The organism is Arthrobacter sp. UC242_113 (genome assembly GCF_044054585.1).
Taxonomy (GTDB): Bacteria; Actinomycetota; Actinomycetes; order Actinomycetales; family Micrococcaceae; genus Arthrobacter.
This window is the reverse complement of the sequence record NZ_CP171968.1, coordinates 983,374-1,006,820: the sequence shown is the minus strand read 5'-3', so window position 1 is coordinate 1,006,820 and position 23,447 is coordinate 983,374. Positions and strand designations below refer to the sequence as shown.

Here is a 23,447-nt window from a genome sequence, read left to right as displayed (position 1 = left end):
GTTATGAGCACTCCTGAGAAATCCGACCTCACCAACACCGCCGCTACTACTGCTGCCGGCCGGACCGACGACGACTGGCGCCGCGAACTGACGCCGGAGGAATACCACGTGCTGCGCCAGGCCGGCACGGAACGCCCTTACACCGGCGAATACTGGGACACCCACACCGCCGGCGCCTACAACTGCCGCGCGTGCGGGACCGAGCTCTTCACCAGCAAGGAGAAGTTCGACTCGCACTGCGGCTGGCCGTCCTTCTGGGCGCCCTTGGCCGAAGAGCGGGTGCGGTACATCCACGACCGGACCCTGGGCATGGAGCGCATCGAGGTCCGGTGCGCCAACTGCGACTCGCACCTCGGGCACGTCTTCGAGGGCGAGGGCTACGGGACCCCGACGGACCAGCGTTACTGCATCAACTCCATCTCACTGAAGCTGGTTCCGGCCGCCGACGACACCCAGGCCTGAGACTGCCGGGCGCTGCGCCTAGCGGGTATTCGGACGGCCCCGAGCCCTACACTTTCTTATGCTCACGCCTCTCACCGATTAGGAACCCTGTCCGCTTGCTACGCTCGCCGTAGAAGCTCAGATAACCCGAAAGGCGAGGCCAGCGATGACCGTAACCGTACACACAGCACCGTCCCGAATCTCCACGGAACACCCGGAATGGCGGCGCCTCAAGGCCGCGGCCATTGCCCTGCGGGAGCTGCAGGTGCAGGACGGTTCCATCCCCGACCAAGCCAGCCATCCTGCAGCGGAGGGCCACGTCGACGCCCTTGTCAGCGCCATCGAGGCGCTGGCACCGGCGTTTCCCCACGACGCCCTCTACCTCGACCTACTGTGCCGCGACTTTGGCCGCTGGGCAGAGGAAGGGTTTGGCGTCCCGGACTTCCTGGACTCCCTGCTCGCCTTCCAGCCGCAGGCGGACCGCGAGAATGGACTGCAGCACCTGGTGGTCTTCCCGATGTACACGCAGAACGGCAGCAGCGGCCGGCTCGTGGAGGCCGTCCTCATCGACGTCGTGTGGCCCGACTTCATCGCAGGCCTGGAACAGGGCGAGTACTCGAACCGCCTGTTCGTGCCCATCCGGTTCATAGACTTCACCCCCGGGTACGACACCAACTCCGCCGTGCTGTTCCCCGAAACGGTGGGAGTGCGCGCCACGCCCCGGTTCACCTGGGGCGCCATTTTCGCAGACCGGGAAGCGGCACGCTTCCGCCGCGTCCTCCGGGCCGCGGCCGATATCACTTCGCTGGAGTTGCCTGCGGGAGCCGCGGAACTCCTCGAGGACCAGGAACTCACCGAAAAGACCTTTGTCATGTGGGACCTGATCCACGACCGCACGCACATGCGCGGGGACCTGCCGTTCGATCCCTTCATGATCAAACAGCGGATGCCGTTCTTCCTTTACTCCCTCGAGGAGCTGCGATGCGACCTGACGGCCTTCCGGGAATCCGTGAAGATCGAAAAGGACGAAGCAGCGGATCCGGAAGCACGCCGGCATGCCAAGCTCGTGCAGTACGCCGTCATCTTCGACCGGATCTTCCGGTTCGCCATCACCGGCAGCAGGGTGCGCAACTATGACGGGCTCGGCGGCCAGCTACTCTTCGCGTGGCTGCACCAGCACCGCGTCCTCCACTGGACGGACAGCAGGCTGACCATCGACTGGGATCACGTTGCGGGCGTCGTTGTGGACCTGGGTGCCCGGATCGAAGAGCTCTACTGGCGCTCCATCGACCGGCCCAAGACCGCCCACTGGCTGGCGGCCTATGAGCTGATCTCCGGGACAGTCACCCCGAACCCGGCCTCCGTCTGGGCCAAGGGGCCAGGCGCCCTCCCCCTCGACGGGCCGCCGCGGGGCCTCACCGACCAGGTTCTGGACGACGAGTTTCCGCTGTCCATGTTCTATGAGGCCCTGGAAAAGAAGATGCGCCCCGTCATCGAATCCACCGCGGGAATCACCGGTTCCTCGGATCCTGCTCAGACGCCGCACCCTGCTAAGCCGGGGGACAGCCCGGCCGCGACAGCCGCATGAGCGAGGTCAGCATGACAGACGGCAGGCCACTGCGCGTGCTGGTCACGGGCGGCAGCGGACCGTCGGGGGTCGCGGCCGCCCGTGCGCTGCTGCAGGCTGGCTTCGCCGTCTTCGCGGTGGGATCGGATAAGGCACGCATCGAGGAGGCCGCAGAAGCCGCCGGGGGCGCCACGCCGCTGGTTTGCGACCTCGCCGACCTCGCCGCCGTGCGGGAACTGCAGAAAGAGCTCGCGCGCACTGCCGGAAGGATCGACGGCGTCATCCACCTCGTGGGCGGATGGCGCGGCGCGCAGGGCATCACGGACCAGACCGATGAGGACTGGGATTTCCTGGAACGCAGCGCCGTCACGACGCTCCGGAACGTCACCCGGGTCTTCTACGACGACCTCGTCGCCTCGCCCTGCGGGCGGTTTGCCATGGTGTCCTCGACGGCGGTGGGCAGCCCCGACGCCGGCGTCGCCAGCTACGTGGCAGCCAAGGCCGCCGCTGAAGCGTGGACCATGGCAGTGGCCGAGGGCTTCCGCCAGGACAGCCAGCACAGTGCCGCCGTCGTTTTCGTGGTGAAGGCGCTGGTGGACGCAAGCATGCGCAGCAGTCAGCCCGAACGAAAGTTTCCCGGCTACACGGACGTCGAGCAGCTGGCGGCGGCCGCCGTCGGACTCTTCAGCCAGCCCACCGCCGAACTGAACGGGCAGCGGCTGCTGCTGGCCCCCGTGCCCGCGGGCGCTGCGCATACGCAGAGCGCCGCAACTACCTAGACTGAAAGCGTGACCAAAGAGATGACAACAACGGTTGAAACTGCCGGCAGCGGCACCATGCCCAGGCTGCACGACGCGTCCGTGCGCGGCTTTGCCTCGGACAACTACTCAGGGGTGCACCCCGAGGTGCTGACCGCGCTGGCCGCCGCCAATGAGGGGCACCAGGTCTCCTACGGCGAAGACGCCTACACGGCCCGCCTGCAGGAGCTGATGGAAGAGCACTTCGGGCCGGGTATCGAATGCTTCCCGGTCTTCAACGGCACGGGCGCCAACGTGCTGTCCCTGCAGTCCCTCCTCCCCCGGTGGGGTGCGGTGGTCTGCGCGTCCACGGCACACATCAACATGGATGAGAACGGCGCCCCGGAGCGTGTGGGCGGCATGAAGCTGCTCCAGGTGCACACCCCGGACGGCAAGCTGACGCCGGAACTCATCGACCGCGAAGCGTGGGGCTGGGGCGACGAGCACCGCGCCCAGCCGCTGGCCGTCTCCATCACCCAGACCACTGAACTGGGCACCTGCTACACGGCGGATGAAGTCCGGGCGATCGCGGAGCACGTCCACGCCAAGGGCATGAAGCTGCACATGGACGGCGCGCGGCTGGCCAATGCGGCGGCGCACCTGGGCGTTCCGCTGCGGGCTTTCACGCGCGACGCCGGTGTGGACATCCTGTCGTTCGGCGGAACCAAGAACGGGCTGCTGTTCGGCGAGGTGGTGGTGGCGCTGAATCCCGATGCCGCCCCAGGGCTGCTCTTCCTGCGGAAGATGAACATGCAGTTGGCCTCCAAAATGCGGTTCATGTCCGCGCAGTTCATCGCCCTGCTCGAAGGTGACCTGTGGCTCCGTTCGGCCGGCCACGCGAACGCCATGGCCGCGAGGCTGCGCGCCGCGGTGGACGACATTGACGGCGTGGAGCCCACACAGAAAACGGAGTCCAACGGCGTGTTTGCGGTATTGCCGGCAGGCGTGGCGGACAGGCTCCGGGAGTCCTTCCGCTTCTACGACTGGAACGAAGCCACCCGCGAAGTCCGCTGGATGTGTTCGTTTGACACCAGCGAGGAGGATGTCGATGCCTTCGTGGCAGCCATTAGGGACGAACTGGCAAGGCACGGGTCCTCGCCGGCGGGAGCGCACTAACATGCGCGGGATTGCGTAAGCAGGCGGCGAGCCTGCCGTAATTGGCGGTTTCCATTGCGTACCCTGCGATTGTGAACGCACTGGCCCAGGTTCCCGCGAATTTTCTGTATGCGCTGGGAACGCTCCGCAAAGCACGCTGCCGCAGCGAACTGCGCCTCGACGAGATCCCGGCGCCCGCCCGGCTGGCGCCATTCGCTGTGGCCCTCGGCGCCGAGGTCATCGTTCCAAGCGGCGGCAGGGCTGGCGGCGACCGGGACCGTTCACCGGTCCACGGGCCGGCGGCCATGGCGCTGGCCCGGTCGGCCGCCGCCGGAGCCTCCACCGGTGACGATGCCGACGACGACGGCGAGGAGCTCGCCACCGGGCGCTTCATCCTGCTGCACGACCCTGACGGCTCCGCGGTGTGGGATGGCGAATTCCGGATCGTCACCTACATCCGGGCCCAGCTCGACGCCGAGATGGGCAACGATGAAATGCTGGGCTCGGTAGCGTGGACGTGGCTCGTGGAAGCCCTCGAAACCCACCACGCCCCCTACCGCGCCGCCGGCGGCACCGCCACCCGCGTGCTGTCCGAAAGCTTCGGAACCCTGGAGGACCGGCCCGCCTCGATCGACATTGAACTGCGTGCCTCATGGACTCCCGCCAGCGCTGACGTCCAGGCGCACCTCGAAGCCTGGTCGGACATGGTGTGCACCTTCGCCGGCCTCCCGCCGTTGCCCGAGGGCGTCTCCGCGCTCCCACGCAGGCGCCGCAACTAGGCTCTCCCCGGCCCAACCCGATCTGCCCCCACCCAGGTCGCCCCCAGTAAAAAGCCGCCCAAACCGGTGGAGTAATTTTCACAGCAATTACGGCACAATTCTTTTGCCTAATCGCCATGGCCGTGTAAAGTCCCGTGATTAGGTGAGCCTAAGACGGGCTCCTCCGGCAGAAGGTGTTTTCATGACAGCCAACTTCCTCGTCGGCCTCCGGGAGGGCCTCGAGGCGACGCTCATCGTTGTCCTGCTGATGGCATACCTGACCAAGAGTGGCCGGCGAGCGCTGCTCCCCCGGCTGTGGGCGGGCGTGGGAATCGCTGTCGCGGTGTCCGTCGGTTTCGGCGCCCTGCTGACCTTCGGTCCCCGCGGCCTCACCTTCGAAGCCCAGGAAGCGATCGGCGGCGGCCTGTCCATCGTCGCCGTCGGACTGGTCACCTGGATGGTCTTCTGGATGGCGCGCACCGCCCGCACGCTCGGCAGCGAACTGCGCTCCCGCGTCGATGGCGTGGCCGACGGCGCCGCCTGGGGCATGGTGCTTGTGGCGGCTTTGGCGGTCGGGCGGGAAGGCCTGGAGACGGCGCTGTTCCTGTGGGCCGCGGCCCAGGCCAGCGGGGAATCCGGCGCCCCTCTGTTCGGCGCCCTCCTGGGCCTCGCCGTGGCTGCCGGACTCGGTTACCTCCTGCACCGCGGCGTCCTGAAGGTCAACCTGTCCCGCTTCTTCACCTGGAGCGGCGTCGCCCTGGTGGTCATCGCCGGCGGCGTCCTCGCCTACGGCGTCCACGACCTGCAGGAGGCCGGCATCCTGCCGGGGCTGCACAGCCTCGCCTTCGACGTATCAGCCGCCGTCCCGCCGTCGTCCTGGTACGGCACCCTGCTGAAGGGGACCCTGAACTTCTCCCCCGCCACCACCTGGCTGGAAGCAGGCGCCTGGGTCCTGTACGCCATCCCCGTCATGTTCTTCTACCTCCGCGCCAACTTCCGCCCGCCGCTGCCGCGGACGGAAGCCCCGGGCGCAACCGCCGCCGTCGCCGCCTGACCGGCAGCGCCTGGCCCCAACCAAACACCGTTCCCCAACGCCCGCTGCATCCCCAAACCCCGCCGCATCCCCAACACCCCCGCTGCATCCCCAAACCCCCAAGGAATTCACATGCCCGGCTTTTCTTCGCCCAAAATCCGCCGGACTGCCGGTGCCCGCCTCGCCGTCGTGGCAGCCACCGCAGTCCTCCCGCTGGCCCTCGCATCCTGCACCGACAACGCCAGCGCCAACGCGTCCGGCACCACCGACCGGCCCATCCAGGTGACCAGCACCGACGCCGAGTGCAAGGTCTCCGCCGCCGAAGCCCCCAGCGGAAACCTCACCTTCGCCGTGAAGAACGACGGCACCGAGGTCACCGAGTTCTACGTGCTCGCCGAAGACGGCCTGCGGATCGTGGCCGAAGTGGAGAACATCGGCCCCGGGATCACCCGCAACCTGGTGCTCACCGCGCGGGCGGGCAAATACATCACCGCATGCAAGCCGGGGATGAAGGGTGACGGCATCCGTGCGGACTTCAACGTCAAGGACTCCGGCAAGCAGGCCACCGTGGACGCTGACTTCCAGAAGCTCACAGACACCGGGGTCACCCAGTACACGGCCTACGTCAAGGACCAGACCGAGCAACTGGTGGCCGGAACCAACGAATTCGCCGCCGCCTACGCTGCAGGCGACGTAGCCAAGGCCAAGAGCCTCTACGCGGCCACCCGCATGCACTGGGAACGGATCGAACCCGTGGCCGAGTCCTTCGGGGACCTCGATCCCAAGCTCGACGCCCGTGAGGCGGACCTCGAACCGGGGCAGAAGTGGACCGGCTGGCACCGTGCCGAGAAGGACCTGTTCCCGCCAGCCGGATACAAGGCGCTGACCGGGGCTGAACGCGGCGCACTCGCCAAGCAGCTGGTGGCCGACACCGCCAAACTCAGCACCCGCACCAGCACCGTGGAGCTCAGCGCGGACAAGCTCGGCAACGGCGCCAAGGAACTGCTGGATGAGGTGGCCCGCGGCAAGGTCACCGGCGAGGAGGAAATCTGGTCGCACACTGATCTCTGGGACTTCCAGGCCAACGTGGACGGCGCCCGGATCGCGTTCGAAAACCTCAAGCCCGCCCTGCAGCAGAAGGACGCCGCCCTGGCCAAGGACCTCGACGCCAAGTTCAGTGCCCTGCAGGCTGAGCTCAAAAAGCACGCCAAGGGCGGCGGCTTTGCTTACTACAACGAGCTGAACAAGGACGAGGTCCAGCAGCTCAGCGCACTGGTCGATGCCCTCGGCGAGCCGCTGTCCAAGCTCACTGCGGCAGTGGTGCTGTGAGCGGCTGCCCCTTCGGCGGCGACCAGCAGCCGCCCGCCGAGCCCCACAGTTCCGTAGCATCGGCAGAGACGTCCGACGGCGACAACCGCCGCCTGTCCCGACGCGGACTTCTGGGACTGGCAGGCGTGGGCGGCGCCGGAGCGGTGGCCGGAATCGCCGCCGGACTGCTTGGCCACGACACCCTGGCGGCCGTCGCAGCGCCCCCGGCCGCCAACGATTCCGTCATCCCCTTCTTCGGGGACCGGCAGGCGGGAATCACCACCGCTGCGCAGGACCGCCTGCACATGGCGACCTTCGACGTCACCCCCGAACGACCGTGCGGCGCTCATCGAACTCCTCAAGGACTGGACCGCTGCCGCGGACGCCATGACCGGAGGCCCCACCACCGGAGCCACCGGCGCCGTTGATGGTCCGTACGACGCACCGCCGGAGGACACGGGGGAAGCCCTGGACCTCGACGCCGGCCGGCTCACCATCACGTTTGGCTTTGGCCCTTCCCTGTTCGAGAAGGACGGCAAGGCCCGCTTCGGCCTCGACGGAAAGCGGCCCGACGCCCTCATCGATCTTCCGCACTTCCCCGGCGACGCCCTGGAGCCCGCCCGCACTGGCGGCGACATCGTGGTGCAGGCCTGCGCCGACGACCCCCAGGTGGCCGTGCACGCCATCCGCAACGTGGCCCGGATCGGCTTCGGCAAGGCCCGTGTCCGCTGGTCCCAGCTGGGATTCGGCCGCACGTCGTCGACGTCGCGGGCGCAGCAGACTCCCCGCAACCTTTTCGGTTTCAAGGACGGGACCAACAACCTCAAGGCCGAGGACACGGCCCTGCTCGACGAGCATGTGTGGGCCGGTGCCGGATCCCGTGCAGGCGAAGCATGGATGGAGGGCGGAAGCTATCTGGTGGCGCGGCGCATCAGGATGCACATCGAGATCTGGGACCGCACCTCGCTTCGCGAACAGGAGGGCCTGATCGGCCGGACCAAGGGAGAAGGCGCGCCGCTGTCCGGCGGCAAGGAGTTCACCGCCCCCGACTTCGCCATCAAGGGCAACGACGGCGAACCGCTCATTGGCATGGAGTCCCACGTCCGGCTGGCCCACGCCGACCAGAACGACGGAGTGCGGATGCTCCGCCGCGGGTACAACTACACGGACGGCTCGGACGGACTGGGCCACCTCGACGCCGGGCTGTTCTTCATTGCCTTCGTCAAGGACCCGCGGACGCACTACGTGCCCATGCAGATGACCATGGCCAAGGAGGACGTCCTGGCCCCTGGAATACCTCAAGCACACGGGTTCCGGTCTCTTCGCCGTGCCGCCCGGCGTTAAGCAGGGAGGCTTCATCGGGGAAGGCCTCTTCACCTGAGCCTCTACACCTGAGCCTCTACACCTGAGCCCTCTCTACCTGGACCCTCTTTACTGGGGCCCTCTAACCTCTGTTCTGGGGCATGATCGCTGCGGCATTTGCACCGCTCCGCCGTCGTTCCCGACGGCGGCGCAGGCCGCCGGAACGTCCTGGGGGCCCGCTGCCGGTAAACTAGGGACATCATGACCGCTCAAAATTCGGATAACACCACAGCTGGCGCTCCGGCTGCTGACAACACACCCCATATAACAGTGGAAGGCTTCGACAGCCTGGTCCCCGTAGTCATCGATCTCGATTCGCCCCGCGACGGCGTCCCTCTGGTCATCGAAACCCAGGCGGGGCTGGAACGCTGCGCCGCCGCGATCGCTGCGGGCACGGGCCCGGCCGGTGTTGATGCAGAACGGGCCTCGGGATTCCGCTACGGGCAGCGCGCGTTCCTCGTCCAGATCCGCCGGGAAGGTTCCGGAACATGGCTGATCGACCCCGAGCCGTTCGGGGACCTGCGAATCATCAACGATGCCCTGCGGGGCGTCGAATGGATCTTGCACGCCGCGAGCCAGGACCTGCCCTGTCTGTCCGAGCTGGGCATGTGGCCGGACAAGCTTTTCGACACTGAACTTGCAGCACGCCTGGCAGGCCTTCCCCGCGTCGGTCTCGCTGCCGTGATCGAGCAGCTGCTCGGTTTCGGGCTCGCCAAGGAACACTCGGCAGCCGACTGGTCCACCCGGCCGCTGCCGGAACCCTGGCTCCGGTACGCCGCGCTCGACGTCGAAGTCCTGACGGAACTGCGCGAGGAACTCATCGAACTGCTCGAAGCGGACGGAAAACTCGAGTACGCGGAGCAGGAGTTCGCCGCGATCCTGTCCGCCGGGCTCGCAGCACCCAGGGTTGACCCCTGGCGCAAGACGTCCGGACTCCATCAGATCAGGGACCGCCGCCAGCTGGCCGCGGTGCGGGAGCTGTGGCTGGAACGCGACGCCCTGGCCCAAAAGCGCGATGTCGCCCCGGGACGCCTCATCCCTGACTCTGCCCTCGTCGCCGCAGCCAAGGCAATGCCCACGACCGTACCGCAGCTGCTCGGCACCAAGGGCTTCCACGGCAGGGCCGCCCAGCGGGAGGCCCCCCGCTGGCTGCGGTGCATCGCGTCGGCCCGGGCGCTCGAAGACCTTCCTCCGCTCCACCTGCCCACCAACGCCCCGCCGCCGCCGCGGGTCTGGGCCGACCGCGACCTTCCCGCGGCCGAGAGGCTGCAAACCGCCAGGCCACTGCTGCAGGAGAAGGCGGACGAACTCAACCTCCCGCTCGAAAACCTGCTGACCCCGGACTACCTTCGCCGCGTCGCCTGGCGGCCGCCGGAGGACATCACCGAGGCGGCCATCGCAGAGGAACTGCGCGGGCTGGGTGCCCGGCAGTGGCAGGTGGGGCTGGTGGCGCCGCTGATCACCGCGGCCTTCCTCAACCCGCAGCCGCTTCCACCGAAGGAAGCCAGGGAGCCAAAGGAAGCCTCCGCGTAGGACAGCCTGAGTCTCGCGGTATTGGGGCAGGTGGCATTAGTGGGCGGCGGAACGCCACCAATGGCCGTCAAGCGGCGTGTTCAGGTCGGCACCCTTAGGTGCGACAACGGGGCCGTTCCGCCCGCTGGATTCATTCTGCCTCAGATCCGGCGCGCCATCCCGTGGCCTGATCGGCCGGGCCGAGGTTCGCCCCACCGCTATGGTCCATGCCCCCAGTATCCCGACTTTCAAGGCGGACGTTGGCGCGGCGTACGACGGCGGTGCTGGCCGCGGTTGAAGTTTTTTCGCTCACCTAAACCCCAACTGGGTGGCGGCTCAGGGCGTTCTGAGGGCTGGGAACGCCCTGAGCTGCGACCTGGTTTCCGCTCTGGATTGGATCAAAAAAGCTTTTTTCGATCCGGCCCGCCTGTGGTGCTCCGCCCACCCTTTAATGTCGGTGCCCCCTGTCATGCTCTGGGTATGGATAACGAGGCAGCTGCGAAGACGTTGGAGGCCATCGGTGCCTCCGCGCTTGCGCTGGCTGCTGAGCTCCGTAGGGTGGCTGATTCGGGCCCGGCGGGCGCCGTATCGCCGCAGGATGAGGCGGATCCGCTGGGAGATCAGCCGGGTTCGCCGCAGGCTGAGGCGGATCCGCTGGGGGATCAGGCGGAGGCGTGCCTGGACGGTCTGGCTGGGGTGGCCAGGATGGAGGCGCGGCTGGGGGCCCTAAAGGTCAACCTGGCCGCCGGTTACGCGGAGGCGGAGGAGGCCATGACTCCGCCTGACACGTCCGTGCAGGACCAAACCGTCCGGCGAATGTCCATGACTGCGGAGGTCGCTGGCGCGCTGACCGTCAGCGAGGGCTCGGCGGAGCGGTTGCTGGTTGACTCCGCCAAGCTGACCAGGGATCTGCCGTTGACGCTGGGCGCGCTGGGGTCAGGAAAACTGTCCTGGCAGCACGTGCGCATCATGTGCGAGGAAACGGACGGGCTGTCGCCGGAAGCGGCCGCGGCGTTTGAGGCGCACTTCCTGGACCCGGACGCGCCCAACGCAGCGCGGGGTTGCCCGGCGGGGGAGCTGACGCCGGGCAGGTTCCGGGCGAAGGCACGGTATTGGCGGGAGCGGCACCATCCGGTCAGCATCGAGACCCGGCACACCAAGAGTGTGAAGGATCGGCGGCTGGAGTATGCCCCGGACCGGGACGGCATGGCCTGGTTCTCGGCGTACCTGCCGGCGGACAAGGCCGCCGGGATCTGGAACCGCACCACCGCCGCCGCCCGCGCCATGCAGGGCCCCACCGAGTCCCGGACCCTGACCCAGCTCCGCGTCGACGCCTTCGCCACGTGGCTGCTCACCGCAGGCCACCCGCTTGACGGCGCGGTTGACGGCCCGCCCCCAGATGTCCTGCCCGCAGACTCCACGCCGGCCCCTGAGATGCCGGCCCGTGAGATGCCCGCCGGTGATGCGCTGGCCGGTGATGCGCTGGCCGGTGGTGTGCCGTCCCCCACGGCGCAGGTCCTGGTCACCGTGCCGGTGTTCTCGCTGCTCGGCCTGTCCGATGAGCCTGCCACACTGGACGGGTACGGGCCGATCCCGCCGTCCATGGCCCGCCGGCTCGTCGCCGACGGCGCAACATCATTCCACCGCGTCCTCACCGACCCCCGCGACGGTGCGCCCCTGGAGATCGGACGCACCAGCTACCGGCTAACAAAACCGATGCGCCAGTGGCTGCGGCTCCGCGACGCCAAGTGCACGTTCCCCAACTGCAACAACCACTCCCTGGACAACGACGCCGACCACATCCTCGCCTGGGCAGACGGCGGCGGCACCGGCGTCGCCAACCTCGGCCAACCCTGCCCGAAACACCATCGCCTGAAACACGCCACAGCGTGGAAACCCGTCGGAGCCACCCGTGACAAACCGCCCGGCTGGATCTCACCGTCGGGACGGTCCTACCCGGCCGAACACCAGGACTGGGAACCACCCGAATGGCCAGAACCACCGCCAGACCAAGACTGGCAGGAGACCGAGGATCGTCCGGACGCGCCGGATCGTTTCGACGGGTTCGACAGCTACTCGGCCCTGGGCGGCTACGAGTGCCCCGAGCCTTCAGAACCTCCCGACGACTTTGACGATATTGAGTGCCCGGTGGCCCTCGACGGCGTTGAACCACTCGTGGCAGCGGATCCGTGGCCCTACTGGTCATCATCCACAGCAGCCTAGGACGACACCTGTCCCAACAGCCCCGCCGCGATCATGCATGTCGGGTGTGGCCCACAAACAGGTTCGGCGCCGGTTGCACCGGATGTTACCCGCGAGTAACGTTGGGTTAACTGATGCTTCGTACCGGCTGTCCGGTCTAGGCATGCCCGTCTCAATGAGGAGCCACAAATGAGCGCCGCAGATTTCCGCAAGCTTGCCGATCTCTTCCCGGATGAAGCGGTCACTCATTCCTTGGTGCAGGACATCGAACTCCCTGCCGCAGATGGCCACACCAGCCCGGGCATCCTGGCCCTGATCACCCTGGACAACGGGCTGGGTCCTTCCAAACCCACGACACTTGGCCCCAACACCCTCGTTGAACTCGGCACCGTCCTCGAAGAGCTGCGTGAGCGGGCGGCCGCGGGCGAGATCGCGGCGGTAGCCGTGACGGGCAAGCCGAACTTCTTCGTTGCCGGGGCAGATCTGTCCGCGGTCACGAAGCTCCAAGAGCGCGAGCATGGCCTGTGGATGGCGCAGCTGGGTCACGAGGTCTACGCCACGCTGGCCAACCTTGGCGTGCCCAGCTTCGCCTTCATCAACGGCGTGGCCCTCGGCGGCGGACTGGAGATCGCCCTGCAGTCCACTTACCGCACCGTGTCCGCCGGCGCCGGGGCGCTGGCGCTTCCCGAGGCCTTCCTGGGGCTGGTGCCCGGGTGGGGCGGCGTGTACCTTCTGCCGCGGCTCATCGGGCCGGAAAATGCTGTGAAGGTGATGATCGAGAACGCGCTGAACAACAACCGCACGCTTTCGGGCCTGGAAGCCTTCAAACTCGGCATCGCGGATGCGCTGTTCGAACCGGAGTGTTTCCTCGAGCAGTCGGTCGCCTGGGCTGCGCGCGTTGTTGCCGGCGCCGCAGCTTCAGACGCAGCACCGGAACGGCCCGCCGCCGTCGATCCCACCGACCCTGCTGTTGCCGCCCGCTGGGCGGACGCCGTGGCCGCCGGCCGCGCCTACGTCGAAACCAAAACATCCAATGCCTCCCCGGCGCCCGCAGAGGTGCTGAACATCATGGCCGCGAACCGCACCATGACCCAGGCGGAGTCCGCCGCGCTCGAATGCGAAACGCTGGCCGGCCTCATGCAGACGGACGAGTTCCGTGCAACCGTCTACGCCTTCCTGGACCTCGTGCAGAAACGGGCCAAGCGGCCCGCAGGCGCTCCCGGCCGCGAGCTCGCCCGGCCCGTCACGAAGATCGGCGTGGTGGGCGCCGGCCTCATGGCCAGCCAGCTTGCCCTGCTGTTCGCCCGCCAGCTTGGTGTCCCCGTGGTCCTGACCGATATTGACCAGGAGCGGGCGGACAAGGGTGTCAGTTACGTCCACCACGAAGTGGACAAGCTGGTGGCGAAAGGCCGGCTCAGCGCCGACGCAGCCACCCAGGCCAAGACGCTCGTCACAGGATCCGTTTCCAAGGAGTCGTTCGCGGACGCGGACTTCGTCATTGAGGCGGTGTTCGAGGAACTGAACGTCAAGAAGCAGGTGTTTGCCGAGCTCGAGGCCATCGTCTCACCGGAGTGCATCCTGGCCACGAACACCTCCTCGCTGTCGGTAACCGCCATGGCCGCGGACCTTCGGTATCCCGAGCGGCTCGTGGGCTTCCACTTCTTCAATCCCGTGGCCGTCATGCCTCTGCTGGAAATTGTCCGCGCGCCGAAGACCGACGACGCCGTGCTCGCCACCGCCTTCGAGCTCGCCAAGGGCTTGAAGAAGACCGCAGTCCTGGTCAAGGACGCCCCCGCTTTCGTGGTCAACCGCATCCTGCTGCGGCTCATGGGCGAAGTCACAGCCGCCTTCGACGAGGGAACGCCAGCCGACGTTGCGGACGCCGCGCTGCGCCCCATGGGTCTCCCCATGACGCCGTTCACCCTTCTCGCCATGGTGGGATTGCCCGTGGCCCAGCACGTTCAGGAATCCCTGCATGCGGCCTTCGGCGACCGGTTCCCGGTCTCGCAGAACCTGCAGAAGCTTGTCGACAACAAGGTCAGATCACTGTGGTCCACGGCAGCGGACGGCAGCCAGGAGATTCCTGCCGCCACCTCTGCCCTTATGTCCTTCGGCAGCAATCCGTCAACCGCAGAGGAAGTGCTGCGCCGGACCCAGGACGCGCTGGCCGAGGAGATCGGGCTGATGCTCGAAGAGGGCGTCGTGGCAGGGCCCGAGGACATCGACCTGTGCATGATCTTGGGCGCCGGCTGGCCGATGTTCCTGGGCGGAATCACCCCCTACCTCGACAGGGTGGGAGCCTCGGAGCGCGTCAACGGCCGGCGCTTCCTGCCGCCCGGAGTGGCATCCCGTTCCTGACTCGCATCCTTTGACAGAAGGTGCCCCAGACTTTGGCTTGTCCGTTCACTTCCCGACACTGGCATCGGCGGCTGGAGGCGCGGTCAGAACTGCCGGAGCCTGCCGCCGTCGAGCCTGAGCAGCCGGTGGGCGTGCGTCTTGGCAAACCTGAGGTCGTGCGTGACCATCACGACGGCGGCGCCGCGGCCGGCTGCCGCTGACACGGCGGCGGTGAGCCGCTCCAGGCCGTAAGCATCCAGGGCCACCGTGGGTTCATCAAGTGCGAGCACCGACGGTTCACGCGCCAGGACGGTGGCAAGGGCCAGCAGCCGCTGGCCTGACGCCGGCAGCTCATGCGGGTGGGCGTTTCCGCTGTCCCCAAGGCCGACGGCGGCCAAGGCTGCTTTGGCGCGTTCCGGCGCCGCGGGGCCGAAGATGCGGTCCAGCCCGAACAGCACCTCGCGCAGCACCGTGCGCTCGAACAGCTGGTCATGCGGGTGCTGGAAGAGGAGCCCCAGGCGGCGGGCCACCTGCCCTGTGGGGACACCGGCGATGGACTCGTCCGCCACGCGGACGTCGCCTCGAAGCGGCCGGTGGAGGCCGTTGAGGAGCCGGAGCAACGTGGACTTTCCTGCACCGTTGGGCCCGGTAATGGCCACGATTTCCCCGGGCATCACCTGCAGGTCCACGTCCTCCAGAAGCAGGCTGTCCTCCGTAAACGAGCTGCGGGTCCGTCCCCCGAACCCGAACGACACACCCGCCAACTCCAAAGCCGCGCAAGATCTATCGGCAGTGGCTCCAACTGCAGCCCCCGCCACGGGAAGCGTCAGCACTGGGGGCGGCGCCGGCATCGGATCCAGATGCTGCTCCAGCGAGGTAATCACGACGCCGGTTTCAGCCAACGCACTTCCCTCCAGAATTCGGACGGGTGGTCCCGCGGCTGTCACCTCCCCGTCCTTCAGTACCAGCCAGCGCTCCGCCGCGCGGGTCAGCGCATCGGCGTGCTGGCTCAACACCACAATGGCGGTCCCCCGGGCCAGCTCGGCATGGACCAGCTCGGCAATAGTCCGGATACCGCCCTGGTCGAGGGACTCGAGCGGCTCGTCGAGGATCAGGACGCCGGGACCGTCAACCACGGCGCAGCCCACGCCCAAACGGCGGAGTTCGCCGCCGGACAGCGTCGCCGGATCCCGGTGCAGGAACCCGTCGAGTCCGGTCCGGCGGGCAATATCGGCGACGGTCTCCACCATATGCGCGCGGGGAACTCCACGGTTTTCGAGGCTGAAGGCGAGCTCCTCCTCTACAGTTCCGCGGACCGCTGACAGCATGGAGGCAGCATCCTGGGGGACGTAGCCGACGTGCCGCGCCCACGCCCCCGGATCGATCCGCGGGTCATCCGGCGCTCCGGCAAAGCGGAGCGGGCTGCTGTCCTCCGGATGCCCGGCTACTTCCAGTTGCAGGCTTCCCACCAGCGTTCCGTCCCGGCCGCCCAGCAGCCAGGCACCAAGAAGGCGTCCCAAAGTAGATTTGCCGCAGCCGGATCCGCCGAGCACCGCCGTCAGCGTGCCGGGCGAGGCAATGACCTCTACGCCGCACAGCGCGGGACTGGGATCGCCGTGGTACGAAAATGAGGCGACCGAGGCCAGCAGCGCGGTTGGGGCAGTCCTGTCCGCGATCATCAGGCGCCACCGACGTAATGAGAGAAGGAGGACAGTGACCCGGGCGGCAGCTCCTCAACGATGCGCCAGCCCACCGCCGCCACGGCGAGCAGGACCGCGAAAATACGGAAGGCCGCCTGGGCGGCTGAATCGCGGGCCTCCGTGTAGCTGGTCCGAGCACCCGCACTCCTGAACCCCCTCGCGTCGAGGGATTGTGCCCGCATGCCGGCGTCGTGAACCAGGCCCAGCACCAGCGGAACCATCTGCAACCGGATGGCCGCAACCCGGCTGCCGATCCCCCGGCCCACCACGAGTCCGCGCGATTCCTGCGCCTGGCGGACCTTGTCCAGCCGGGCCGCCACCAGCGGGGCAAGCAGCAGCGTGGAGGCGAGCACGTACCCCACCTGCGGCGGAACACGGCGGGTGGCCAGGGCGGCAACCAGCTCAGGGATCCTGACGCTGAAGGAAAACAGCATCAGCACCAGGACGAAGGCGGCGGTGCGGAGCCCCATTTCCAAGGCGAAGGTCAGCCCCTCGGCCGTGACCCGGGCAGGGCCCCAGCTGGCCAGCACGGTGTGCCCCTCCGGGAAGAAGAGCCCGTGGATCACCAGCAGCGAAAGCCAGAACGGCACAACGATGGCAGCCGCGGCCAGGAGCACCCGCCGCACGATGCCCGCGGCGGCGGAAAACAGCACCGCGCCGACTGCCACGGTGAGTGATACCGCCCAACTGGAGGCCGCCGTCGTAATGACCAGGATGGCGGCGGCCGCCGTCAGCGAAGTCAGCGGATTGAGGCGTGCGGCCACCTGACCAAAGGTTCCGGGCTCAGGAATTCCGCGCGGCCGGCTCCTTGCCGGCCAGGACGCGGAAGCGGCGGACGAACGGGAACTGGAACGTGGTGCGCCGCGGCAGGGCGTAGACCAGCATGGCCGCGATGCCGAAGACGATGGCCTTGTCCATGGGATCGGAGATCAGGGCCTGCTTGGTTATGGCGGCCAGCAAGGTGTCGCCCATGGCGCGGAAGGCGCTCACGATCGCGCCGGTGCCGGCCCCGGAGGTGCCGCCGAAGACGAACGCGGCGATCGGTGCGGACACCACGCCGGCGATGATGCCGGTGACGAAGCCGGCAACCGGGGCCAGGTAGAACCGGCGGAACAGCCCGTACCGTGCGGCGACACCGGCCAAGAAGCCGATCAGCGCGGCGCCGGCCGCGAAGGGCAGGACCGTCGGGTTGAAGAACGACCACACGATGCTGCTCAGGGCACCGGTGGCGGCGCCGGCCGCAGGTCCGGCCAGGACGGCGATGAGCACGGTGCCGATGGAATCGAGGTAGAACGGCAAGCCGCTGGTGCCCATGAGCTGTCCCAGCACGATGTTCAGGACAAGGGCCACCGGAATGAGCACCACGGTGGACGTCGGCAGGGTAGGAAGCACGCCCACGATCAGCAGCAGGGCGCCAAGAAGGAAGCCGCCCAGCGCGACGAGGGAGGAAACGCTGCCGAGCCCGCCCGCGATGTCTGCCGGCTGCGTGAGGACCAGAAAGATGAAAGTGGCGGCGATGGCAGCGGCACCGAGCAGTTCGAGGAGCCTCCGGCGGCGGACGGCTTTCCGGTCCGTGGGAGGAAGCGTGAGCGACTGCTGTGACATGGTGCATCCTTAGGCTGAAAACGGCGGGTTCCGCACCCGCGGCGTGATCTTCCGCGTGCGCGGAAGCAGGCGCCTATGTCACCTCGGCGCGGCTACCATCCTACCGACCTGCAGGCGCGGCTAGCTACGGCCGTTAGCCTGGGGAACCGTCGTCCCCACTGCCGCGGCCAGCCCGCCCACCGAGGAGATCAGTTCGTCGAAGCACTGCTCGGGATCGTTTGAAGTGACGATCCTGGCATTGAACGGTTCCTTCCAGATGCTCCGGAAGTCGGCCACGGTGGTCCCCACCAGGCGGGGCGATTCCGTTTCGACGTGCACGGTGGCCGGCCGCGTGCCGAACGGGGTGCGTCCGATGGCCGCAGCTGCTGCGAACGCGTCATGCATGTGCGCAATGTAGCCCTGGTCGTAGAGCCGGTGGAACTCCATGTAGAAGCGGATGGCATCCGAGAGGCACGCCACGAGCGGGTTGCCCGAGCCGCTGCGCTGGCCTTCCGGCTGTTCGGGCAGCACGAGTTCGGGTTCGGCTCCGGCTGCTTCGGCGAGCCGCTGCAGGTGCTCGGGCCGCAGCTCGATGCGCTCCGTGGTCTCGAGGGCGCACACCACCGGAAGGCTGGCCTCCGGAAGTCCGCTGTAGGCGGCGAAGACCTCCGCGGCCGCGTGCGGATCCACGGAAACGTTCCACTCCGCCGTCGGCGTGGTGTTGCCCTGGTAGTTGAAGGAGCCGCCCATGATGACCAGGCCCTTGAGCAGTTTGGGAAGGTCCGGTTCCGCACGCAGCGCCAGCGCGAAGTTCGTCAGCGGCCCGGTGATAAGCCCGGTGACCTCACCGGGCCGTGCCCGGGCCGTTTCCACCCAGACGTCGACCGCATGCCGCGGAGAGATCTCCTGCTTCGGGAGCGGGAGCACGGCATAGCCGATCCCCTGCGGCCCGTGCGTTTCCTCGGTGGTGACCAGCGGAATCTCCAGCGGCACTTCCGCGCCCACGGCGACTTCGACGCCGGCCCGGCCGCAGAGCTCCAGCAGGGCGAGGTTGTTCAGTGCCACCTGGCGGGCGCCCACGTTGCCGGCCGTGCAGGTGATCGCCTCGATCCGGACCTCCGGCCGGGACAGCAGATAGACCAGCGCGAGGGCGTCGTCGATCCCGGTGTCCACATCCATGAGGATGGACGGCATCAGAACAGGGCCACTTTGGGGGTCTGCGGGAAGATGGCATCCAGCTCGTCGAGTTCGGCGCGGTCCGGCACCCAGGCCACCGCCCCGGCATTCTGCCGGACCTGCTCCGGACGCGTGGCGCCGGCAATGACGCTGCTGACCGACGGCTGCGCCGCAAGCCAGGAGAACGCCACCTGCACTTCGGTCAGGTCGCGGGCGGCGGCGAAGGCGCTGAACGCCTTCAGCTGCTGCCAGTCGGCGTCGTGCACCAGGTTGGTCCGCGTGTGGCTGAGGCGTGACCCTTCCGGCGCCTGGTCCTGCGCGTACTTGCCGGTCAAGAGGCCGTTGGCCAGGGGGAAATACGGCAGCACGCCCAGCCCGTAGGCTTCGGCCGCCGGGGTGACTTCCTGCTCGGCGCGCCGGTCCAGGAGGTTGTAGTGGTTCTGGGCAGAGACAAAGCGGGCCCCGCCGCGGGCGCGCGCCACGAATTCAGCCTCGGCGATCTGCCAGCCGGCGCGGTTCGAGTGGCCGATGTACCGCACCTTGCCGCTGGTGACGAGGTCGTCCAGCGCGTCGAGGGTCTCCTCGATTGGAGTCAGGGGGTCCGGCGTGTGGAACTGGTACAGGTCGATGTACTCAGTGCCCAGCCGGCGCAGGGAGGCCTCCGCGGCGCGGATGACATAGCGGCGCGAACCGCGGGCGCCGAAGTCCTCGCCGTTGGCCCCGCGCATGTCCATGCCGAACTTGGTGGCGACCACGACGTCGTCGCGCCTGGCCCCCAGCGCCCTGCCGAGCATCGTTTCGCTGAGCCCCGGCTCACGGCCGTAGGTGTCGGCGACGTCGAAGAGCGTCACCCCGGAGTCGAGGGCGGCATGCACGACGGCGTCCGTCCCCTCCTGCGATTCGGTCACCGTGTTTGCCCGGCCGAGGTTGTTGCAGCCGAGGCCCACGACGGAGACGGTCAGTCCGGATTTTCCAAGACGGCGGTATTCAGTCATGGAATCACCCTATAACGGCCCCGGCGGCAGCTCTCGCGGCCTACGTTCCGAAGCCCGCTTTCCGGCCCGCCTCCCCGAGGAACCCCTCAGGCGGTGGCGAACTCCAGGCCGTGCTCCTCCAGCGCATCCTGGAGCTGGGCCAGGGTCCGCGGGCAGATTCCAGGCAGCGCCGCCAGCTGGCGCCGGCCGAACTGCGCCAGCTGCTCCAGGGACTCCACGCCGGAGTGGGCGAGGATTCTGCGGTCGGGCGAGGCGAGGCCCCGCGGAAGTGGCGTGCGTCCCGGCTGGGCTGACTTCTTTGTCATGACGTTCTGCCTTCCTGGTGCTGACTGCGGTAGGTGCTTGAACTGCTTTAGAGGGTGAAGCCGGCCACCTGCTTGGGTGAATGCTTAAGCTTGAGGGCCGTGGGGTCGCTGAACGGGGCGGCTCCAATGCTCAGCTTGGTGAAGTCCAGGTCCTCGCCGCGGATGCAGACCTTAATCGCGTTCACGGCCTTGTTCACGTCCGGGCAAAGGCAGAAAATGTTGAGCTTGGCGTCGCTGAATTCCGAGCGGTCCACAATGCCCAGGCCGCGCCAGGCGAGATGACCGGCAAGTGCGTCCTTCGCCTTTTCCTCGAGGTAGCGGTCGCGGCTGGTGCCCTCCCGGGTCTTGAGCGCGTACTGCGCCACTACCCAGTACTGCTCCTCGTCCGGAATCTCGGCGTAGCCGTCCTCAGAGCAGGCCGCCCCGAAGGCGTCCATCAGGCGCTCGGCAGCCTCGGCGTCCGGCACGTCGGTTTCCTGGGTCTTGCTCTGGTGCCCCACGGCGCCATGGTTCATGACGAACTGGCTGTAGTCTTCGTCGTACCAGGCTTCCCGGAACAGCAGCGCTCCTTCGTCGTCGCGCTTGTAGACCCGGATAATTCCGCTCATGCCCGTCCTTTCATAAACCAGCTGGTGTCGGTGCCGTCAAACGGAGCATCCTGGCCCTTGACGGCAAGGAACAGGGCGTCGCACTCCGCCTGTATGGCGTGCACCAGCGTTTCAGGGTACTCCATGCGGAGCCGGTGCTCTGCGAACTCGTCCTCGTCGTCGACGAACACGCCGCGCTTCACTGAACGGATTACGTCGAGGTCCATGTCGATGACGTGGAATTCGGTGACGCCCTGCTGGATCCTGCGCCACTCGTGGCCGGTGGCCAGGTCGACGTAGACGCGGAAGTCGCCCGGGTACGTGTCGTCGTAGAAGGTGACCACGAACTCCCCGGAGCGCGGAACCAGCAGCACGGCATCGGACGCGGTGTAGAAGGCGGCGCCGGGCCGGGCACAGAACTCGTTGGCCGGCTGGAAAATCCACCAGCCGTGCTGGTCCTCGCCGAGGTACCTGCCGGGCACCACCCAATGCGCCGAGCCGTCCCATTTGCGGTTGCGGGACACCACCAGTTCCCCTGGCTGCAGGGAATCGGGCTCCCTCACAGTTTGGGCAGGCTTCCGGTAGTGGGGTGTTCCTGGCCGGGCAGCGGACGGGCGAACGGAACCTTGGTCCCGAGGACCTGGGCCACGACGTCGTGCGTGATCTGCTGGGCGGTCAGGCCCACGCGCTCCAGCACCTGGCTCCGGGTGCCGTGGTCCAGGAATTCGACCGGCAGGCCAACCTCGTTCAGGGCTGTGTCCACACCGGCGGCGCGCATCTCCTGGCGGATCCTGGACCCGACTCCCCCGGCGCGGACGCCGTCCTCGATGCAGATGACCAGCCGGTGCCTGGCGGCCAGGGCGATGATCGACTTCCGCACCGGGAGGACCCAGCGGGGGTCCACGACGGTTGAGCTGATTCCCTGGGCGCCCAGCCGGTTGGCGACGTTCAGGGCCAGCTCGGACATGGCGCCCACGCTGACGATCAGAACATCGTTCTCGGTGGATCCGGCAGGGCGGCGGGACAGCACGTCCACGCCGTCGGCCAGCCGTTCAATGGCCTCGACCTCGGCGCCGACCGTTCCCTTGGAATAGCGGATGACAGTGGGGGCGTCCTCGATGGCGACTGCTTCGCGGAGCTCTTCGCGCAGCCGCGAGGCGTCACGTGGCGCAGCCAAGTGGAGCCCGGGAACGATCTGGACCATGGCCATGTCCCACATTCCGTGGTGGCTGGCGCCGTCGGGACCGGTGACGCCCGCGCGGTCCAGGACAACTGTCACGCCGGCCTTGTGCAGGGCGACGTCCATCAGCAGCTGGTCGAAGGCTCTGTTGAGGAAGGTGGCGTAGACAGCCACCACCGGGTGCAGCCCGCCGAAGGCCATGCCCGCCGCGGAGGTCAGGGCGTGCTGTTCGGCGATGCCGACGTCGAAGACGCGTTCCGGGTGCCGTGCCGCGAACTTGTGCAACCCCACCGGGATAAGCATGGCCCCGGTGATGCCGACAATGTCCTTGCGTTCGTCCGCGATGTCCGCGATTTCGTCGGCGAACACCGACGTCCAGGACTTGGCGCCGCCGGCCTCGGCGGGCTCGCCCGTCTCGGGGTCGATGATCCCGACGGCGTGGAACTGGTCCGCTTCATGCGCGCGGGCCGGCGCGTACCCGTGGCCCTTTTCGGTCATGGCGTGAACGATGACCGGGCCGGCGTAATTCTTCGCGGTGGACAGGGCGTGTTCCATGGCCTGCAGGTTATGGCCGTCCACCGGGCCGATGTACTTCATGCCGAGGTCCTCGAACATGCCCTGCGGCGCCCACCAGTCCTTGATGCCCTTCTTCATGGCGTGCAGGCTCTTGTAGGTGAACTGGCCGACGGGGCCGCCGTTCTGAAGCCTTTTCTTCCACCAGTCCAGGGCGACCTCGTAGGCGGGGGCGGTGCGCAGGGAGTCGATGGTGGGGCGCAGGGACGCCAGGTAGTCGGCAAAGCCGCCGACCGTGGGGGCGTAGGAGCGGCCGTTGTCGTTCACGACAATCACGACGCGGCGCTTTTTGTCCGCCGCGATGTTGTTGATGGCTTCCCAGGCCATGCCGCCGGTGAGTGCGCCGTCTCCGACGACGGCGACGACGTACCGGTCGCCGTCACCGGTCAGCTGCCGGGCCCGGGAAATGCCGTCCGCCCAGGACAGCGAGGATGAGGCGTGCGAGCTTTCGACGATGTCGTGCTCCGACTCGCCGCGGTCCGGGTAGCCGGACAGGCCGCCCTGCTGGCGGAGGGTGCTGAAGTCGTGCCGTCCGGTGAGGAGCTTGTGCACGTATGACTGGTGGCCGGTGTCGAAGACGATGCTGTCGCGGGGCGAATCGAAGATCCGGTGCACCGCCATGGTCAGTTCGACGACGCCGAGGTTGGGACCCAGGTGCCCTCCCGTCTGGGAGACGTTGCCGATCAGGAATTCCCTGACCTCGGCGGCGAGCTGGTCCAGCTGCGCCGCGGACAACTTGCTCAGGTCCTGCGGATTCCGGATGGTCTCCAAGATTCCCAACGGCCCCTCCTTCGGCTGGTAGACATGCCTATTAACTCTAACGCCTCCGCGCAAGCGCATGAGGCAGCGCAAACAGCAACGCAGAGGCCCCGGCCGGTCTGCTGACCGGCCGGGGCCTCATCGCACTGCTTACCGGGGCTGGCCCGGCTGAATCC

General features: G+C 67.8%; 19 protein-coding genes and 1 pseudogene. 11 read left to right on the top strand and 9 right to left on the bottom strand.

Annotated elements, in window-relative coordinates; genetic code table 11:
- Nucleotides 1-3 precede the first annotated feature (3 nt).
- From msrB to ACHMXB_RS04440, 11 genes and pseudogenes are all read left to right on the top strand, one after another.
- On the top strand, nt 4-462 hold the full coding sequence (msrB, locus tag ACHMXB_RS04490; RefSeq protein ID WP_395403119.1) for a peptide-methionine (R)-S-oxide reductase MsrB: 459 nt from the start codon (nt 4-6) through the stop codon (nt 460-462).
- Nucleotides 463-607: 145 nt separating this feature from the next.
- A complete protein-coding gene (locus ACHMXB_RS04485; RefSeq protein WP_395403117.1) occupies nt 608-2,029 on the top strand; it encodes a DUF6421 family protein in 1,422 nt (473 codons plus the stop codon).
- Nucleotides 2,026-2,787, top strand: coding sequence for an SDR family oxidoreductase (locus ACHMXB_RS04480; protein WP_395403115.1), 762 nt, complete (start codon nt 2,026-2,028; stop codon nt 2,785-2,787). Before ACHMXB_RS04485 ends, ACHMXB_RS04480 begins: the two co-directional genes overlap by 4 nt.
- A gap of 21 nt (nt 2,788-2,808) precedes the next feature.
- Complete coding sequence (locus ACHMXB_RS04475; RefSeq protein WP_395405125.1) at nt 2,809-3,921, top strand: threonine aldolase family protein; 1,113 nt, start codon at nt 2,809-2,811, stop codon at nt 3,919-3,921.
- Between the two features lie 68 nt (nt 3,922-3,989).
- Nucleotides 3,990-4,679: a DUF3000 domain-containing protein gene (locus tag ACHMXB_RS04470; protein ID WP_395405123.1), complete on the top strand. Its 690-nt coding sequence runs from the start codon at nt 3,990-3,992 to the stop codon at nt 4,677-4,679.
- 181 nt (nt 4,680-4,860) lie between these two features.
- Nucleotides 4,861-5,712, top strand: a complete 852-nt coding sequence (efeU, locus tag ACHMXB_RS04465) for an iron uptake transporter permease EfeU (RefSeq protein ID WP_395403113.1) — start codon at nt 4,861-4,863, stop codon at nt 5,710-5,712.
- Between the two features lie 111 nt (nt 5,713-5,823).
- A complete protein-coding gene (gene efeO / locus ACHMXB_RS04460) occupies nt 5,824-7,020 on the top strand; it encodes an iron uptake system protein EfeO (protein ID WP_395403111.1) in 1,197 nt (398 codons plus the stop codon).
- Nucleotides 7,017-8,380: pseudogene (efeB, locus tag ACHMXB_RS04455) on the top strand (iron uptake transporter deferrochelatase/peroxidase subunit). The gene efeO and the pseudogene efeB overlap by 4 nt, the downstream one beginning before the upstream one ends.
- A 182-nt stretch (nt 8,381-8,562) precedes the next feature.
- Nucleotides 8,563-9,894 (top strand): HRDC domain-containing protein, encoded by a 1,332-nt coding sequence (locus ACHMXB_RS04450; RefSeq protein ID WP_395403109.1) that lies wholly within the window; start codon nt 8,563-8,565, stop codon nt 9,892-9,894.
- A 459-nt stretch (nt 9,895-10,353) separates the two neighbouring features.
- A complete protein-coding gene (locus tag ACHMXB_RS04445; RefSeq protein WP_395403107.1) occupies nt 10,354-12,096 on the top strand; it encodes a DUF222 domain-containing protein in 1,743 nt (580 codons plus the stop codon).
- A 168-nt stretch (nt 12,097-12,264) separates the two neighbouring features.
- Entirely contained in the window at nt 12,265-14,433 is a 2,169-nt protein-coding gene (locus ACHMXB_RS04440; RefSeq protein WP_395403105.1) for a 3-hydroxyacyl-CoA dehydrogenase NAD-binding domain-containing protein, read from the top strand.
- A gap of 83 nt (nt 14,434-14,516) precedes the next feature.
- On the opposite strand, the gene ACHMXB_RS04435 is transcribed toward ACHMXB_RS04440, so the two are convergent.
- The 9 genes from ACHMXB_RS04435 to dxs all read right to left on the bottom strand — a co-directional run bounded on the left by ACHMXB_RS04435 (nt 14,517) and on the right by dxs (nt 23,292).
- Nucleotides 14,517-16,091: an ABC transporter ATP-binding protein gene (locus ACHMXB_RS04435; RefSeq protein WP_395403103.1), complete on the bottom strand. Its 1,575-nt coding sequence runs from the start codon at nt 16,089-16,091 to the stop codon at nt 14,517-14,519.
- Entirely contained in the window at nt 16,091-16,876 is a 786-nt protein-coding gene (locus ACHMXB_RS04430; protein ID WP_395403101.1) for an energy-coupling factor transporter transmembrane component T family protein, read from the bottom strand. Before ACHMXB_RS04430 ends, ACHMXB_RS04435 begins: the two co-directional genes overlap by 1 nt.
- A gap of 19 nt (nt 16,877-16,895) precedes the next feature.
- Nucleotides 16,896-17,717 carry an ECF transporter S component gene (locus tag ACHMXB_RS04425; protein ID WP_395403099.1) on the bottom strand — a complete coding sequence of 274 codons (822 nt, stop codon included), beginning with the start codon at nt 17,715-17,717 and terminating at the stop codon, nt 16,896-16,898.
- Nucleotides 17,718-17,837: 120 nt separating this feature from the next.
- A complete protein-coding gene (locus ACHMXB_RS04420; protein ID WP_395403097.1) occupies nt 17,838-18,890 on the bottom strand; it encodes a nucleoside hydrolase in 1,053 nt (350 codons plus the stop codon).
- Nucleotides 18,890-19,867, bottom strand: a complete 978-nt coding sequence (locus tag ACHMXB_RS04415) for an aldo/keto reductase (protein ID WP_395403095.1) — start codon at nt 19,865-19,867, stop codon at nt 18,890-18,892. The genes ACHMXB_RS04420 and ACHMXB_RS04415 overlap by 1 nt, the downstream gene beginning before the upstream one ends.
- 86 nt (nt 19,868-19,953) lie before the next feature.
- On the bottom strand, nt 19,954-20,172 hold the full coding sequence (locus tag ACHMXB_RS04410) for a hypothetical protein (RefSeq protein WP_190603306.1): 219 nt from the start codon (nt 20,170-20,172) through the stop codon (nt 19,954-19,956).
- Nucleotides 20,173-20,219: 47 nt separating this feature from the next.
- Entirely contained in the window at nt 20,220-20,780 is a 561-nt protein-coding gene (locus tag ACHMXB_RS04405) for a hypothetical protein (RefSeq protein ID WP_395403092.1), read from the bottom strand.
- Complete coding sequence (locus ACHMXB_RS04400; protein WP_395403090.1) at nt 20,777-21,322, bottom strand: DUF402 domain-containing protein; 546 nt, start codon at nt 21,320-21,322, stop codon at nt 20,777-20,779. Before ACHMXB_RS04400 ends, ACHMXB_RS04405 begins: the two co-directional genes overlap by 4 nt.
- Complete coding sequence (gene dxs, locus ACHMXB_RS04395) at nt 21,319-23,292, bottom strand: 1-deoxy-D-xylulose-5-phosphate synthase (RefSeq protein ID WP_395403088.1); 1,974 nt, start codon at nt 23,290-23,292, stop codon at nt 21,319-21,321. The genes ACHMXB_RS04400 and dxs overlap by 4 nt, the downstream gene beginning before the upstream one ends.
- Between the last annotated feature and the right edge of the window lie 155 nt (nt 23,293-23,447).